Below are 14,734 nucleotides of genomic sequence, written 5' to 3'. Positions count from 1 at the left end.
GTGGGTGGGCAAATCAAGCCCCTGCGGCGATTGAGCAGCGGGGTCCGGGGCGGAGCCCCGGGGGCGCAACCCCGGGGCCCGTGGTCAGGACGGCAACCGCTCCAGAATCGCCCCGAAGCCCGCCGCAGGCGGAAGCGTGCCGAAGGCCAACCCCCGGTCCCCGGCCAGCCGGCTCGCACAGAACGCGTCGGCCACCGCGCCCGGAGCGTGCCGCACCAAAAGCGAGCCCTGAAGAACCAGCGCCGCCCGCTCGATGACGCGGCGAGCGCGAAGCTGCGCGTCCTCGGGCGAGGCCAGTTCGGCCTGGAGTTCACGCCACGCGGTGTCCAGGCGGGCATCCGCACCGGACGCCGCCTCGACCTCCGCCCGGAACGCCTCCAAGGACTCCGGCTCACGGGTCAGCGCCCGCAGCATGTCGAGCGCGTTGACGTTCCCTGAGCCCTCCCAGATGCCGTTGAGCGGGGCCTCCCGGTAGAGGCGCGGCATGCCTGACGCCTCGTCATAACCATTGCCGCCCAGGCATTCCAGGGCTTCCGCGACCGCCGCCGGCTGCCGCTTGCACACCCAGTACTTGCCCACCGCCGTGGCCAGGCGGAGGAACGCCCGCTCGCCCGCGTCCCCGCGCTGGGCGCGATCCGCGGCACCCGCGAGGCGAAGCCCGAGCGTCGTCGCCGCCTCCGACTCCAGGGCCAGGTCCGCGAGGACGTTCCGCATCAACGGCTGGTCGATGAGCTTCGCGCCGAACACCGAGCGGTGGCGGCTGTGGTGTGCCGCCTGGGCGAGCGATTCGCGGACGTGCGCCGCCGAGCCCAGCACGCAGTCGAGGCGTGTCATCGTCACCATGTCGATGATGGTGCGCACGCCCTTGCCCTCGTCGCCGACGAGCCAGGCCACCGTGTCGTCGAACTCCGGCTCGCTGGACGCGTTCGAGCGGTTGCCGAGCTTGTCCTTGAGGCGCTGGATGCGGAACGTGTTGCGGGAGCCGTCGGGCAGGACGCGGGGGACCAGGAAGCAGGACAGCCCGCCCGGGGCCTGGGCCAGGACCAGGAACACGTCGTTCATCGGCGCCGACGTGAACCACTTGTGGCCGCGCAGGCGCCAGGTGCCGTCCTGCTGCTCGACGGCGGCCGTCGTGTTCGCGCGCACGTCCGTGCCGCCCTGCTTCTCCGTCATGCCCATCCCGGCGAGCAGGCCGCGCTTGTCGGCGGGGGTGCGCAGGCCGGGTTCGTAGACGGTGCTCGTCAGCAACGGCTCGTAGACCTTGGCGAGTTCGGGTGTGCGGCGCAGGGCGGGGACGACGGCGTACGTCATGGAGACCGGGCACATGTGGCCCTGCTCCAGCATCGTGGCGAGCATGAAGGTGCCCGCGCGGGCCACGTGCGCGCCGGGGCGTTCGTCCGCCCATGCCGAACCCGCCGCGCCCGCGGCCACCGTGGCGCGCATCAGCGAGTGGTACGAGGGGTGGAAGTCGACCTCGTCGACGCGGTTGCCGTAGCGGTCGTGCGTGCGCAGCTCGGGCTCGTGCCGGTTGGCCTGGTCGGCCCAGAGGCGGGCCTCCTCGCTGCCCACATAGCGGCCGAAGCGGTGCAGCTCGTCGATGTGCCACTCGGCGCCCTCGCGGCGGACGCCCTCCAGGAGGACCGCGTCGTCGGCGGCGTCGTGGCCGGTCAACGGCGGTGCCTGGTTGGTCACTTCGTGCGTCACCGATGGATTCGAGTGCATGAGGGACTCCTCCAATGAGATGCGGTTCAGGCGGCCGGTGCGCCCGCGCAGCGCAGCGCCATGGCCGTGAGTTCGGCGATCAGCTCGCCGGTGGCGGACTCGTCGTGGGCGGCGAGCGGGCCGACGAGCACCTCGCCGATCGCGCCGGTGAGCGCGGCCGCGGTGATCTCGCCGTTCTGCTTCGGCAGCAGGCCGGCCGCCATGCCCTCGTGCACGACCTCGGCGAACAGGGTGTGGTACCGGCGCCGGTAGTCGATGCGCTCGGCGGCGACCTTGGGGTCGGCGGGGGCGGCGAGCAGGGCGTGCGCGAGGCCGCGGTTCTCCAGGGCGCGCCGGGCGAAGACCTCCACCCCGCGCCGGAGGCGGCCGACCGGGTCGCCTTCCGCCTGCAGCACCCCGCCGATCACGGTCACCTCCCGCGCCGCGGCACGCCGGAACACCTCGACCGCGAGCGCCGCCTTCGACGGAAAGTGCTGGTAGACCGAGCCCGCCGCGATCCCGGCGGCGTCGGCGACCGCCGTCACCGACGCCTGCGCCCAGCCCACCTCGGCGACGACGGAGGTGGCGCACGCGACCAGGTGCTCGCGGGCTGCTTCGAGCCGACGAATTTCGGCGGGGGTCTTGCGGTAGGCCATGCAAGCAGTGAACCATCATTCAGAGTTTCCCGCCATGGTCGATCCGTACCGGCTCGGTCCGCATCGACAAGGCCGTCAGGAGAACGTGATGCACCTCAGTGCCCTGCTGGACAGCGCTGTTCGCTCGGGCAGTACCAAGGAAGCCGTCGTCTACCGCGAACAGCGTTGGAACTACCGGGAGTTGGGCGACGCCGCGCGGCGTGCCGCCACCGTGCTGCGCGACGCGGGCCTCGGCCCCGGCGACCGTCTTGCCGTGATGACGTACAACACCCCGGCCTTCCTTTTCGCCGCCTTCGGTGCCTGGTCCCTGGGCGCGACCCTCGTGCCCGTCAACCACAAGCTGCAGACGGACGAGGTGGCGCGCCAGCTGAAGCACTGCGGTGCGCGCGTCGCCCTCGTCGACGCGGAGATCGGTGAGCGCGCGACCGCCGCGGACCCGGGTGTGCGATGGCTGGTCAGTCACCCGGACGCCCCGACCGACGAGCTGCCGGCGGACTCCTTCGAGGCGCTGCTCGCCGCCGCGCGGCCGTGGACCGGCGAGGAGCGCCCGGACAGTGACGTGGCGGAGATCCTCTACACGTCGGGCACCTCGGGCACGCCCAAAGGCTGCGTCCACTCGCACCGCACCGCCGCCCTGACCGCCGCGTACTCCGCGGCGACGATGTCGATGCGCGGTGACGAGCGCTTCCTGATCTGCATGCCGATCTGGCACGCGGCGCCGCTCAACAACATGACGCTCGGCACCCTGTTCGCCGGTGGCACCGTCGTGCTGCAACGCGAGTACGAGCCCCGCGGCATGCTCGAACTCATCCAGCGCGAGCGGATCACCGCGCTGTTCGGCGCGCCCATCGCGCTCATCGCCCCGCTCCAGGCGGTCCCGGACCACGCCGACTACGACGTGTCGTCCGTCCGCGCCTGGCTCTACGGCGCGGGCCCGCTCGACGCGGACACCGTGCGCCGCCTCATGAAGGCGTACGGCACCGAGAACTTCCAGCAGGTGTACGGGATGAGCGAGACCGGGCCCGCGGGCGCCTCGCTCCTCCCGGCCGAGCACGCGGACAAGGCGGGCGCGATCGGGCGTGGCGGCATGCCGGGCGTCGACCTGCGCGTCGTACGCCCCGACGGGAGCGACGCCGGGGCCGGCGAGAGCGGCGAGATCTGGCTGCGCACCGACACCCGGATGCTCGGCTATCTGGACGACGAGGCGGCCACCGCCGAGGTGTTCGCCGGGGACTGGTACCGCAGCGGTGACCTGGGCCGGATCGACGACGACGGCTATGTCACGCTCGTCGACCGGATGAAGGACGTGATCATCACCGGCGGCGAGAACGTCGCGTCGCAGGAGGTCGAGGGCGCGCTGCGGGGCCACCCGGACGTGCTCGACGTCGCCGTCGTCGGCCGGCCGCACCCGCAGTGGGGCGAGACCGTGGTGGCCTTCGTCGTGCCGCGCGAGGGCGCGGGCCTCGATCAGGCCGGGATGCGCGCGTGGCTGGAGGAGCGGATCGCCCGCTACAAGGTGCCGCGCGAGCTGTTCCTGCGTGACGCCCTTCCGCGTACGCCCTCGGGGAAGATCACCAAGCATGTGCTGCGGGCCGAACTGGCCTGAGCTGCGCGGCTGTAGGGTCTCGGCATGGCCGATGAGCAGGTACAGCAAGCGCGCAGGGGGCCGGGGCGGCCGCGCCAGGAGCATGTCACCAAGGCCGTGCTCGAAGCCGTCGTCGAGCTGGTGGCGGAGGAGGGCATGGGCGCGCTGACCATGGACGCCGTCGCGACCCGCGCGGGGGTGAGCAAGCCGGCCATGTACCGGCGCTGGCCCACCAAGCAGGACCTGATCATCGCCGCCGCCGAGTCCCGCGTCGGGACGCTGACGGTGCCCGACATGGGGGACTTCAGGGCCGAACTGCGCGCGGTCCTCATGGAACGTGTGCGTGCCTACCGGCAGCCCGGCGTCGGCCGTCTGCTCGCCGGTGTGATCAGCGCGGCGGCGGAGGCGGGCGCGGGGCGCGAGGCGTTCCGGGCGTACGTGACGCGGGTGACGAGCGAGACGCGGCATCTGCTGGAGCGCGGCATCGCGCGCGGCGACGTACGGCCCGACGTCCCGATCGTCGATGTCACGACGCTCATCGCGTCGTCCCTCGTCTTCCGGCTCGTCGCCGAGCAGCGGGCGCCGGAGAAGGAGCTGGTCGATTCCGTGGTGGACCTGATCGGCAGGGCGGTCGACGTCCGGCCGTGACGGACGTCCGCGTGCACTGATCCTCCGTCACATCCCGTACGTGCCCGGCGAGTTGTCGCCGGGTGCGGCTTTTGCGCTGCCCGCGGGCGCCTCGCGGGTGCCTCGCGAGCCCCGCGGGGCATTCCAGAAATCCATGGGCCCAGACCCCTTGCACCGCCGCGATTCAATATCGATACTGCCGGTTACGTAATAAGCGTTCGCTGTTGGGAGGGACCCCCCATGCACGACGTCGCGACGGCCCCCGTCGAGGACCCCAAGCCGATCCTGGACAAGCCCTTGATGCGCTACGGGCGCCGCGTCCTCGACCGGCTCGCGCCGGGCGCGGAGCAGGTGGCCTACAAGCTGTTCGAGGTCGAACCGCTCACCCCGCACTTCGGAGCCGTGCTCAGCGGCGTCGATCTGACGAAGCCGATCACCGAGGAGCTCGCCGACGAGCTGCGCGGGGCGCTCCCGGAGTGGAAGGTGATCTTCTTCCGGGGGCAGGCCGGCTTCACCGCCGAGAACCACCTGGCCCTCTCGGCCGTCTGGGGCGAGCCGGAGCCCAACCCGTTCTTCCCGAAGACCGGAACCGTGGGCCTGTCCCGGCTCGCCAAGGACGCCAAGGCCGCGGGCAACAAGAACATCTGGCACAGCGACCACTCGTTCATGGTCAACCCCTCGCTCGGCGCCGTGCTGCGCGCCGTCGAGGTGCCCGCCGCGGGCGGCGACACGATGTGGTGCGACATGGGCGCCGCGTACGACAACCTCCCCGACGACCTCAAGGAGCGGATCGAGAGCCTCACCGCGGTCCACGACTGGGAGGCCAGCTGGGGCGCGCTCATGAACGACGAGCAGAAGGCCGCCTTCCGCGCCAACTGGCCGCAGGTCGAGCACCCCGTCGTGGTGCGCCACCCGCGCAGCGGCCGCAGGACCCTGTACGTGAACGAGCCGTTCACCCGGTACATCAAGGGCTTGTCCGAGGAGGAGAACCGCGAGCTCCTCGACATCCTCGTGCTCCAGGCGCGCATCCCCGAGTTCCAGATCCGCTTCCACTGGGAGCCGGACTCGATCGCGATCTGGGACAACATCGCCGTCCAGCACTACGCGGTCAACGACTACTTCCCGGCCAAGCGCGTCATGGAGCGCATCGCCATCGCCGGAGTGCCGCTCTCCTGAGCCGGTCCCGGCTCGCACCGCCCGCCGGCTGTGGTGCGGGCCGGCCCCTCAACCACCCCTGTCCTTTCCTCCTGGAGGCCCCATGACCGCGGCACCGACCCTGCCCCAGCAGCCTGCTGGGGACGTCGAGGTCACACGTGGCAGCAGTGCCCGCGCATGGACGGTGACCGCGCTCCTCGTGGTCTTCATGATGGTCAACTTCGCGGACAAGTCCGTGCTCGGCCTCGCCGCCGACGAGATCCGCGCCGATCTGCACCTGAGCGCCACCCAGTTCGGGCTCGCCAACAGCGCGTTCTTCCTGCTCTTCTCCGTCGCCGCGATCGTCGTGGGGATGGCCGCGGACCGGGTCTCGCCCAAGCTGCTGCTCCTGGTGATGGCCGTGCTCTGGTCCGTGGCGCAGGTGCCCGCGGCCATCGGCGGGGGACTCGCCGTCCTGATCGGCTCGCGGATCTTCCTGGGCGCCGCGGAGGGCCCGGCCTTCCCCGTCGCCCAGCAGGCCACGCTCTCCTGGTTCCCCAACGACAAGCGGAACCTGCCCGGCGCGCTGATCACCATCGGCATCACGCTCGGCGTGATCATCTCCGCGCCGGGCCTGTCCTGGGTGATCCAGAACCACGGCTGGCGCTCGGCCCTGTGGGTGCTCGCCGGGATCGGCGTGGTGTGGGCCGTGCTGTGGTCGGTGTTCGGCGCGGACAGCCCGCGGGCCCGCGCCACGGCGACCACGAAGGCCGCCGCCGACTCCGCGCCCACGGTCCCGTACCGGAAGATCTTCGCCAGCCGTACGTGGATCGGCGTGACCCTCGCGTACTTCATGAGCTACTGGTCCGTGGCGCTGATGCTGGTGTGGATGCCGTCGTACCTGCGCAACGCGCTGGACTACTCGGCGTCCACCGCGGGCAGGCTGGTCGTCCTGCCCTGGGCCGTCGGCGCCGTCGTCCTGCTCGGGCAGGCCGCGCTCACCGGCCGGCTCATGCGGCGCGGCGTCGTCAGCAGGAAGGCCCGCGGCTGGGTCGGCGGATTCATGCTCGCGATCGGCGCCGTCTGCTGCCTCCTGACGCCGTTCGTCGACTCGGTGCCCGCGCAGACGGTGCTCGTGGCCCTCGGCTTCGGCTTCAGCGGCTCGTACGCCACCGTGGCCGCGACCACCGTCGCCGAACTCGCCCCGGCCGCCCGCAGCGGCGGCGCGCTCGGCCTGATGAACGCCCTCGTCACGGTGTCGGGCCTGCTCGCGCCCGCCGCCGTCGGCGCCCTCGTCGACGCGCAGGGCGACGCCGGCTACCAGCACGCCGTGCTCGTGACGGGAGTCCTCGTCGCGATCGGCGCCGTGCTCGCCTTCGCCCTGATCGACCCGGAACGCGACCGCGCCCGGTTGACCGGCTGAGCATCCGTCACGCAGCCTGCCCTTACCGGTGGTTACCCCCGGATGACATGATCGACGGCACGACCACCCCCCCATTCCCCCCGCGTTTCCAAGGAGTTGACCGTGAGCGCCGCAGCAGCACTCGACACCTCACCGCTGGACCAGGCCGTCCACGACCTGCGCGAGCACGCACCGTCCTGGACCGCGACCCCGCTGGACGAGCGCATAGCGCTCCTGGAGCGGACGCTCCCGAGGATCTCCGAGGGCGCCGCCGCGATGGTCGCCGACGCGTCCGCCGCCAAGGGCTACGCCGAGACCTCGGAGTGGGCCGCCGAGGACTGGATCACCGCGCCGTGGGCGCTGGCCCAGACGATCACCGCGTACCTGCACGTCCTGCGCCGCCTCGCCGCGGGGCAGGAGCCGCTCGACCCCAAGTCCGTGCGCAGCCACGAGGGCCGCACCGTCGTCGACGTCTTCCCCACCCTCACCTCCGACCGGCTGCTGCTCAACGGCTTCACCGCGCAGGTGTGGACGCTGCCCGGCACCACCCGCGAACAGGTCCTGGACCGCGCGGCGGGGGAGTACCGGGGGCGGGCCGCCGAGCCGACCGTCTCCCTGGTGCTCGGCGCCGGCAACGTCGCCTCGATCACCCCGCTCGACATCCTCCAGAAGCTGTACGCGGAGGGCGAGGTCGTCATCGCCAAGATGAACCCCGTCAACGCCTATCTGCGCCCGCACTTCGAGAAGGTCTTCGCCGAGTACGTGGACCGCGGCTGGGTCCGCTTCGTCGACGGCGGCGCCGCCGAGGGCGCGTACCTCACCGGGCACGAGGACATCGACACCATCCACGTCACCGGCAGCGAGCGCACCCACGACGCGATCGTGTGGGGCGTCGACGAGCAGGCCGAACAGCGCCGCGCCGAGGACACCCCGCTCAACGACAAGCCGTTCACCAGCGAGCTGGGCGGCGTCAGCCCCTGCATCGTGACGCCGGGCCCGTGGAGCGACGCCGACTTCCGCTTCCAGGCCGAGCACATCGTCACCAGCAAGCTCAACAACTCGGGCCACAACTGCATCGGCACGCAGCTCCTCGTCGTGCCCCGCGAGTGGGACGGCACGGAGAAGCTGCTCGCCGAGGTCCGCAAGGTCCTTGCCGAGCTGCCGCCGCGGCCCGACTACTACCCGGGCGCGGCCGACCGCGTCGCCAAGGTCACGGCCGCCCACCCGCAGGCCGAGAAGCTCGGCATCGACGACTCCTGCCGCGTCCTCGTGCCCGAGATCGAGGGCATGGACGACGTCATGATCACCGACGAGGTGTTCGCCAGCGCCCTCGGCGTGGTCCGCCTCCCCGGCGCCGACGCGCCGCACTTCCTCGCCGCCGCCACGGAGTTCGCCAACGACAAGCTCCCCGGCACCCTCGGCGCCACGCTGCTCGTCCACCCGAAGACGGAGCGCACCCACTCCGGCGCGGTCGCCGACGCGATCGCCGCGCTGCGCTACGGCACGCTGGGCGTCAACGTCTGGTCGGCCTTCGGCTTCCTGCTCGGGTACACGCCGTGGGGCGCCTTCCCCGGCAACACCCGCAAGGACATCGGCAGCGGCATCGGCTTCGTGCACAACGCGTTCATGCTGGAGGACATCGAGAAGACGGTGGTGCGCGCCCCGTTCGCGCCGTCCCCGCGCGGCCTGTTCACCGGCTCGCCCTCGCTCTCCCCGCGCCCGCCGTTCTACGTCACGAACCGCACGGGCCTGACCACGATGAAGCGCCTCACGGACTACACGACATCCCCGTCCCTCACCAAGCTCCCGCCCATCTTCGCGTCAGCACTGCGCGGCTGACCAAATCAAGCCCCTGCGGCGGGTATTTCAAGCCCCTGCGGCGATTGAGCAGCGGGGTCCGGGGCGGAGCGCCGAGGCGTAGGAGCGGACCGCCGCAACAAGACTCCGGCCGGTCCACCGTGTGGGGCGGTGGGCCGGCCGGTGCCACTCAACCGTTGAGAACGCGCGCCTTCTCCGCCGCGAACTCCGCATCCGTGAGCAACCCTTGCGCCTTCAACTCCGCAAGCGCCTGAAGCTGGGAAACCCGGTCCCCCCCACCGGCCACCGGCGGAGCCTGCTGCATCGGCGGAGCCATCCGCGCCTGCTCGTCCATCTCGCGACGCATGTCGCGATCGGCCATTCTGCGGTTCACCCGGCCCGAGACCGCGGAGGCGGTTCCGGAGATGACCGCGGTGCGGGCGATGGTGCCAAGGAGTCCGGGTCGTCCGAATCGTTGCGGCATGTTGACCGTCCTCTTCGTTCTCTTACGTAGGTGTGTCGTCAGGCCGTGGCGAGGGCTTCGATGGCCTCGTCGACGGACTCTCTCGGGATCCGCTCCAGCATCAGCACCTGTCCGTTCGAGTCGCGCACGGCCGTGCCGAGGCGGGCGGCCCAGGTGTTCTCCCAGGCCAGGACGAGCGCGGAGGACGAGGCCGGAAGGTTGTCGGAGACCGTCTTCAGGTCCTCGTCGCTGAGCAGGTCGAACCGCACGTCGGCGACCTGCTGGAACAGCTCGGTGACCTCGGGGTCGCCGAGCTCGACGACATCGACGGACCCGTCGGCCGCCTTTCGGATGAAGCACAGGTCGAGGATCCGTACGGTCCCGTCCTTCTGCAGGTCCCGCAGCGCGGGCGCGACATCGCCGCTGAAGCGGTTGCCGTCGAAGGCGAGCACGGCGACGTCCACCGGGCCGACGGTGTCGGCGTTGAGGCCACTGACCACGGGCGTACCTTCCCTGGATTGCCTTATCTGAATAAAACAGACGAAGCAGATGAAACGGACACTAGGGCGAGGGTACAGCGAGAACGGGCCCGGCGGCCCGGCTCACTGACGCGACGCATACGTGGAGGGCGGGGAGTACGCGGTGTGCGGGGGCTGCGAGTCCAGGAGTTCGGCCAGGCCCCGGCGGGTGGCGGCGAGGACGACGCGGTCGGTGGGCCGCAGCACGTAGTCGGGGTCCATCTCCCAGACGGGTCCGGGCGCCGGGTCCGACTCGTCCTCCTCCGGGGCCGTCCCGAGGTCGGTCCGCCGTTCGCCGGGCGCGGTGGAGTCGACGGCGACCACGCGCCAGGCACCGGCCCGGAACGACGCGGCGACCGTACGCCCCTCCAGGTGCGGATGGCCCGCCACGTCCAGCGCGGCGAACAGCAGCACACGGCGCTCGACCGGGATCGCGCCGAGCACCTGGCGGCCCATCATCGCCCCCGCGAAGGCGGGCGCGGCGAGGGTCGTGACGCTGCGGCTGCGGGTGAGGGCGCGCGGGTGGGCGGCGCGCAGCGTGCGGTAGACGGCGGTGGCGAAGGCGTCGTCGTACAGGCGCAGGCTCACCTGGAGGTTCGGCTTGACCGAGCGGGCGTAGAGCGCGGCCTCCAGGTTCGTGGTGTCGAGGCTGGTGAGGGCGAGGAACGCGTGCGACCTCGACACCTTGGCGGCCTCCAGGACGCCCTCGTCGCGTACGTCGCCGATGACCGTCGGCACGCGCAGCCGGCGGGCGAGCGGGATGCCGCGGGCCTCCGGGTTCTCCTCCACGCACACGACGGGGACGCCGAGTTCGTGCAGCCGCGCCAGGACGCGGGTGCCGATCTTGCCGAGGCCGAGCAGGACGACGTGCCCGGACAGGCCGCGCGGCGGGCGGCGCAGCGCGGAGGCCGTACGGAAGGTGCCCATCGCCTCCAGGACCGCGGCCATGAGTACGGGCAGCAGCAGCAACCCGGCGAACCCGGTGAGGAGTTGGATGATCTGCCGGGCCGCGGGCTCGCCGATCGCCGGGTCGTCGATGGCGAACAGGTCGAGCATGGTGAGATAGCCGGCCCGCCACGGATTCGACTCGGTCGTCGCCCACGTGGCGAGCGCGAGACCGAGTACGCAGATGACGAGCACGGCCAGGGACCAGCGCACCCGGCGCGAGAACAGCGAACCGAGCGGCAGGGCCCGCGCGGCGAGGCGCCGCGGGGGCAGTGCGCGTTCCGTCGGTGTGACGGTGTCGAGGACGACGCTGCCGCGCCCGACCGCCGCGGCGATCTCCTGGTCGTCCGGCAGCAGCAGCGGCTCCTCCTGGCCCGAGGTGTCCGAACCCTCCGTGTCCGACGGGTCGTTGTTCGACGAGGAGAGGATCGCGAGCGTGCACAGGCCGGGGGTGGCGGGGGCCAGGCCCCGGCCGCGCGGGGCGCGCTCGACCGCGCGCAGCAGCAGCCCGTCGGCCTGCACGACCTTGCCGGTGCCCGCCACGGCGGTCGCGGCGAGCGCGGGCGCCGCCGTGTCGGCGTCGGACAGGATGGTGGTGGACGTGTCGAGGCTCTCCGCGGCGAGGTCCGGCTGCGCGAGCGCCGCCGCCTGGTCGAGGAGCTGGGCCAGGTGCTGGCCGAGCTTCCGGTCGAAGAGCCGGATGACGAGGCGCAGGCGGGGATTGAGGCGGCGGGCCGCGAGCGCGGCGCGGATATTGGTCTCGTCGTCGTCGTGCACCAGGGCCAGCGCGTCCGCCCGCGCCACCCCCGCCTCCGTCAACACGTCCTCGCTGAGGACCGCGGCCTCCATGACGCGTGGCGCCTGACCGGCGAGCGAGTCGTCGTCGGACGGCGCGAGCCGGCCCATCGCGGCCTGCACCCGGCTCAGCAGCGCGGCGGCCCGCATCCGGCCGCCGCCCTGCGCGGGTTCGCCCGCGGCGCGCGTCGACGGTACGACGATGGTGACCTGGGTGCGGTACAGCTCGCGCAGTTCGGTGCCGAGCCGCTCGGCCAACGCGTCGTCGCCGCACACGACCATGTGCCGGGGCAGGGGCGCCTGTTGGGATTGCTCGGGCTGTTCGGGCTGCTGGGGCTGGTGGGGGAGTGACACCGTGTCATGGTGCGTGTTCGATGTGTGCGGCGTCCACCGACACCGGGGTCGACCACGTGAAAAACCGGTGGCGGGTGCATGGGTGCTGTGGTTATCGTCGTCGGCGTAGGGGTGGCCGAGGCCGCCGTGGAGCGTGCGCCGAGTGCGTGATCGAGGAGGTGTCGACCGATGGCTGTCGTTACGACGGGCGCTGCCCGCATCCGGAAGTTCATCAAGTCCACCTCTGTGGCCACCGGCTGACCTCACCCTTTTCTCCGCACTTCCTGCGCCGGGGCCACCCTTTGAAGGGTCACCCCTTGTCTTCCCTTTCTTCTGGTTCCTCTGGTTCCACTTCTGGTTCCACCACCACCTCCGCTCTCGATGCCTACGGCTGGGATGCCGACTGGGCGGACGCGTTCGCCTCCTACGCCGAGCGCGGCCTCGTGCCCGGCCGGGTGCTGCGCGTCGACCGCGGGCGGTGCGACCTCGTCACACCGGAAGGGGTCGTGCACGCCGACACCGAGTACGTCGTGCCCCGCGACCCGATGAAGGTCATCTGCACCGGCGACTGGGCCGCCGTCGACCCGGCCGGCGCCGACCCCCGCTACGTACAGGCGTATCTGCCGCGCCGGACCGCCTTCGTGCGCTCCACGTCCTCCAAGCGGTCCGAGGGCCAGATCCTCGCCGCGAACGTGGACCACGCGATCATCGCGGTCTCCCTCGCGGCCGAGCTCGACCTCGGGCGGATCGAACGGTTCCTCGCCCTGGCCTGGGAATCGGGCGCGCAGCCGCTGGTCGTCCTCACCAAGGCCGACCTCGTGCCGGACCCGGTCGGCCTGTCGTATCTCGTCTCCGACGTCGAGACGACCGCGCCCGGCGTGCAGGTACTGCCCGTCAGCGCGCTCGACGGGGACGGCACCGAGGTGCTGCGGGCGGTCGTCGCCGACGGCACGTCCGTGCTGCTCGGCCAGTCCGGGGCCGGGAAGTCGACGCTGGCCAACGCGCTGATGGGCGCGGAGGTGATGGACGTACAGGCCGTCCGTGACATGGACGGCAAGGGCCGGCACACCACGACCACCCGCAACCTGTTCGCCCTGCCGGGCGGCGGCGTGCTCATCGATACGCCGGGGCTGCGTGGGGTCGGCCTGTACGACGCCGAGGCAGGCGTCGGACAGGTCTTCGCGGAGATCTCGGAGCTGGCGGAGGACTGCCGGTTCCTGGACTGCGCGCACACGGTCGAGCCCGGGTGCGCGGTGCTGGCCGCGCTGGAGGACGGTTCGCTGCACCAGCGCCGTCTCGACAGCTACCGAAAGCTCCTGCGTGAGAACGAGCGGCTCGCGGCGCGGACGGATGCGAGGTTGCGGGCCGATATTCGGAAGGTGTGGAAGCAGCGGGGGGCGGAGGGTCGGGCGGCGGTGGAGGCTAAGCGGGGTGGCCTCCGGTAGCTCGTTCGGCCTGCCCCGGGGTTGCGGTCTCGGGGCTCCGCCCCGGACCCCGCTGCTCAATCGCCGCAGGGGCTTGATTTGGCTCACCCGCCGCAGGGGCTTGATTTGGCTCACTCGCCGCAGGGGGCTTGAATCGCCGCGTCCGATTTCCGCCAGCTGGGTGGGGTGGGGCGCGGCACACTTGAGGCGTGATGACCGATGAAGACACGCGTTATGAAGCCGTCCGCAGCCGTGACGCGCGGTTCGACGGGGAGTTCTTCTTCGCTGTCGAGACCACCGGGATCTATTGCCGGCCGAGCTGCCCCGCGGTCACCCCGAAGCGGCACAACGTCCGCTACTACGCCACGGCCGCCGCGGCCCAGGGCTCGGGCTTCCGGGCCTGCCGCCGCTGCCGCCCAGACGCGGTACCCGGCTCGGCCGACTGGAACGTGCGGGCCGACGTCGTGGGCCGAGCGATGCGGCTCATCGGCGACGGCATCGTCGACCGCGAGGGCGTCGGGGGGCTCGCCACCCGGCTCGGCTACAGCGCCCGCCAGGTGCAGCGCCAGCTCACCGCCGAGCTGGGCGCGGGCCCGGTCGCACTCGCCCGCGCCCAGCGCGCCCACACCGCGCGCGTCCTGCTCCAGACGACCCCGCTGCCGGTCACGGAGATCGCGTTCGCGGCGGGGTTCGCGAGCGTGCGGCAGTTCAACGACACGATCCGCGAGGTGTACGCCCGCACCCCTACGCAGCTGCGTGCCGAGGCGCCGGACAACCGCCGGGCCGTGGCTCCGGCCGCCGGAATCCCGCTGCGCCTCGCCCATCGCGGCGCCTATCAGGCGGGCCCCGTCTTCGACCTGCTGGGTTCCGAACTCCTCGACGGAGTCGAGGAGTTGACCGGGCGGCCCGGCGCCCGCAGCTACCGGCGCGCGCTGCGGCTCCCGTACGGCACTGGTGTCGTACGCGTCGACGAGACCACGCACGACCAGCCCGGCGCGCAGGCCGAGCATCGGGGAGGGTGGCTGGACGCGCGGCTCCAGCTGACCGATCTGCGCGATCTGACCACCGCCGTCGGCCGGCTGCGCCGGCTCTTCGACCTCGACGCCGACCCCTACGCGATCGACGAGCGGCTCGCCCTCGACCCGCGGCTCGCGCCGCTGGTCGCGGCCCGGCCGGGGCTGCGCTCGCCCGGTGCCGCGGACCCCGACGAACTGGCGCTGCGCCTGGTCGCGGGGCCCGCGGAGGCCGCCCGGCTCGTCGAGCGGTACGGCAAGCGGCTCGACGCGCCCAGCGGCACCGTCGACCGGCTGTTCCCCGCCCCCGACGACCTCCTCGACACACCCGTCACCACGCG

Annotated in this window: 12 protein-coding genes; 7 read left to right on the top strand and 5 right to left on the bottom strand. The window is 72.2% G+C overall.

Annotated elements, in window-relative coordinates; translation table 11 throughout:
- Window positions 1-84 precede the first annotated feature (84 nt).
- Both OKJ99_RS16770 and OKJ99_RS16765 read right to left on the bottom strand, forming a co-directional pair.
- Complete coding sequence (locus OKJ99_RS16770) at window positions 85-1,722, bottom strand: acyl-CoA dehydrogenase family protein (RefSeq protein WP_326017053.1); 1,638 nt, start codon at window positions 1,720-1,722, stop codon at window positions 85-87.
- Between the two features lie 26 nt (window positions 1,723-1,748).
- Window positions 1,749-2,357 (bottom strand): TetR/AcrR family transcriptional regulator, encoded by a 609-nt coding sequence (locus OKJ99_RS16765; protein ID WP_326017051.1) that lies wholly within the window; start codon window positions 2,355-2,357, stop codon window positions 1,749-1,751.
- Between the two features lie 88 nt (window positions 2,358-2,445).
- Between OKJ99_RS16765 and OKJ99_RS16760 the strand changes: the two genes are divergently transcribed.
- The 5 genes from OKJ99_RS16760 (at window position 2,446) to OKJ99_RS16740 (ending at window position 8,944) form a co-directional block, all read left to right on the top strand.
- A complete protein-coding gene (locus OKJ99_RS16760; protein WP_326017049.1) occupies window positions 2,446-3,963 on the top strand; it encodes a class I adenylate-forming enzyme family protein in 1,518 nt (505 codons plus the stop codon).
- Between the two features lie 24 nt (window positions 3,964-3,987).
- Entirely contained in the window at window positions 3,988-4,590 is a 603-nt protein-coding gene (locus OKJ99_RS16755; RefSeq protein ID WP_326017047.1) for a TetR/AcrR family transcriptional regulator, read from the top strand.
- 219 nt (window positions 4,591-4,809) lie between these two features.
- Window positions 4,810-5,745, top strand: a complete 936-nt coding sequence (locus OKJ99_RS16750; RefSeq protein WP_326017046.1) for a TauD/TfdA dioxygenase family protein — start codon at window positions 4,810-4,812, stop codon at window positions 5,743-5,745.
- An 82-nt stretch (window positions 5,746-5,827) separates the two neighbouring features.
- Window positions 5,828-7,126: an MFS transporter gene (locus tag OKJ99_RS16745; protein ID WP_326017045.1), complete on the top strand. Its 1,299-nt coding sequence runs from the start codon at window positions 5,828-5,830 to the stop codon at window positions 7,124-7,126.
- A gap of 102 nt (window positions 7,127-7,228) precedes the next feature.
- Entirely contained in the window at window positions 7,229-8,944 is a 1,716-nt protein-coding gene (locus OKJ99_RS16740) for an aldehyde dehydrogenase family protein (RefSeq protein WP_326017044.1), read from the top strand.
- 148 nt (window positions 8,945-9,092) lie between these two features.
- On the opposite strand, the gene OKJ99_RS16735 is transcribed toward OKJ99_RS16740, so the two are convergent.
- The 3 genes from OKJ99_RS16735 to OKJ99_RS16725 all read right to left on the bottom strand — a co-directional run bounded on the left by OKJ99_RS16735 (window position 9,093) and on the right by OKJ99_RS16725 (window position 11,905).
- Complete coding sequence (locus tag OKJ99_RS16735; RefSeq protein ID WP_326017043.1) at window positions 9,093-9,386, bottom strand: SHOCT domain-containing protein; 294 nt, start codon at window positions 9,384-9,386, stop codon at window positions 9,093-9,095.
- A gap of 38 nt (window positions 9,387-9,424) precedes the next feature.
- Complete coding sequence (locus OKJ99_RS16730; RefSeq protein ID WP_326017041.1) at window positions 9,425-9,865, bottom strand: DUF6325 family protein; 441 nt, start codon at window positions 9,863-9,865, stop codon at window positions 9,425-9,427.
- A gap of 102 nt (window positions 9,866-9,967) precedes the next feature.
- Window positions 9,968-11,905, bottom strand: coding sequence for a potassium channel family protein (locus OKJ99_RS16725; RefSeq protein ID WP_326017196.1), 1,938 nt, complete (start codon window positions 11,903-11,905; stop codon window positions 9,968-9,970).
- Window positions 11,906-12,273: 368 nt separating this feature from the next.
- Here OKJ99_RS16725 and rsgA point away from each other — a divergent pair, with 368 nt between their 5' ends.
- On the top strand, window positions 12,274-13,401 hold the full coding sequence (gene rsgA, locus OKJ99_RS16720; RefSeq protein WP_326017039.1) for a ribosome small subunit-dependent GTPase A: 1,128 nt from the start codon (window positions 12,274-12,276) through the stop codon (window positions 13,399-13,401).
- A gap of 191 nt (window positions 13,402-13,592) precedes the next feature.
- Window positions 13,593-14,734: bifunctional transcriptional activator/DNA repair enzyme AdaA (locus tag OKJ99_RS16715; RefSeq protein WP_326017037.1), on the top strand; the 1,142-nt coding region annotated here is incomplete at its 3' end.

Origin of the sequence: Streptomyces endophyticus (assembly GCF_035798155.1) — a bacterium.
Lineage (GTDB): Bacteria > Actinomycetota > Actinomycetes > Streptomycetales > Streptomycetaceae > Streptomyces > Streptomyces endophyticus.
The sequence above is the reverse complement of the archived record's forward strand: the minus strand, read 5'-3'. Positions and strand labels throughout refer to the sequence as shown.

Coding starts and splice junctions, on each gene's coding strand:
- OKJ99_RS16735 (WP_326017043.1), bottom strand. CDS start 9,386: ATGCCGCAACGATTCGGACGACCCGGACTCCTTGGCACCATCGCCCGC.
- OKJ99_RS16725 (WP_326017196.1), bottom strand. CDS start 11,905: ATGGTCGTGTGCGGCGACGACGCGTTGGCCGAGCGGCTCGGCACCGAA.
- OKJ99_RS16760 (WP_326017049.1), top strand. CDS start 2,446: ATGCACCTCAGTGCCCTGCTGGACAGCGCTGTTCGCTCGGGCAGTACC.
- OKJ99_RS16745 (WP_326017045.1), top strand. CDS start 5,828: ATGACCGCGGCACCGACCCTGCCCCAGCAGCCTGCTGGGGACGTCGAG.
- OKJ99_RS16750 (WP_326017046.1), top strand. CDS start 4,810: ATGCACGACGTCGCGACGGCCCCCGTCGAGGACCCCAAGCCGATCCTG.
- OKJ99_RS16765 (WP_326017051.1), bottom strand. CDS start 2,357: ATGGCCTACCGCAAGACCCCCGCCGAAATTCGTCGGCTCGAAGCAGCC.
- OKJ99_RS16770 (WP_326017053.1), bottom strand. CDS start 1,722: ATGCACTCGAATCCATCGGTGACGCACGAAGTGACCAACCAGGCACCG.
- OKJ99_RS16755 (WP_326017047.1), top strand. CDS start 3,988: ATGGCCGATGAGCAGGTACAGCAAGCGCGCAGGGGGCCGGGGCGGCCG.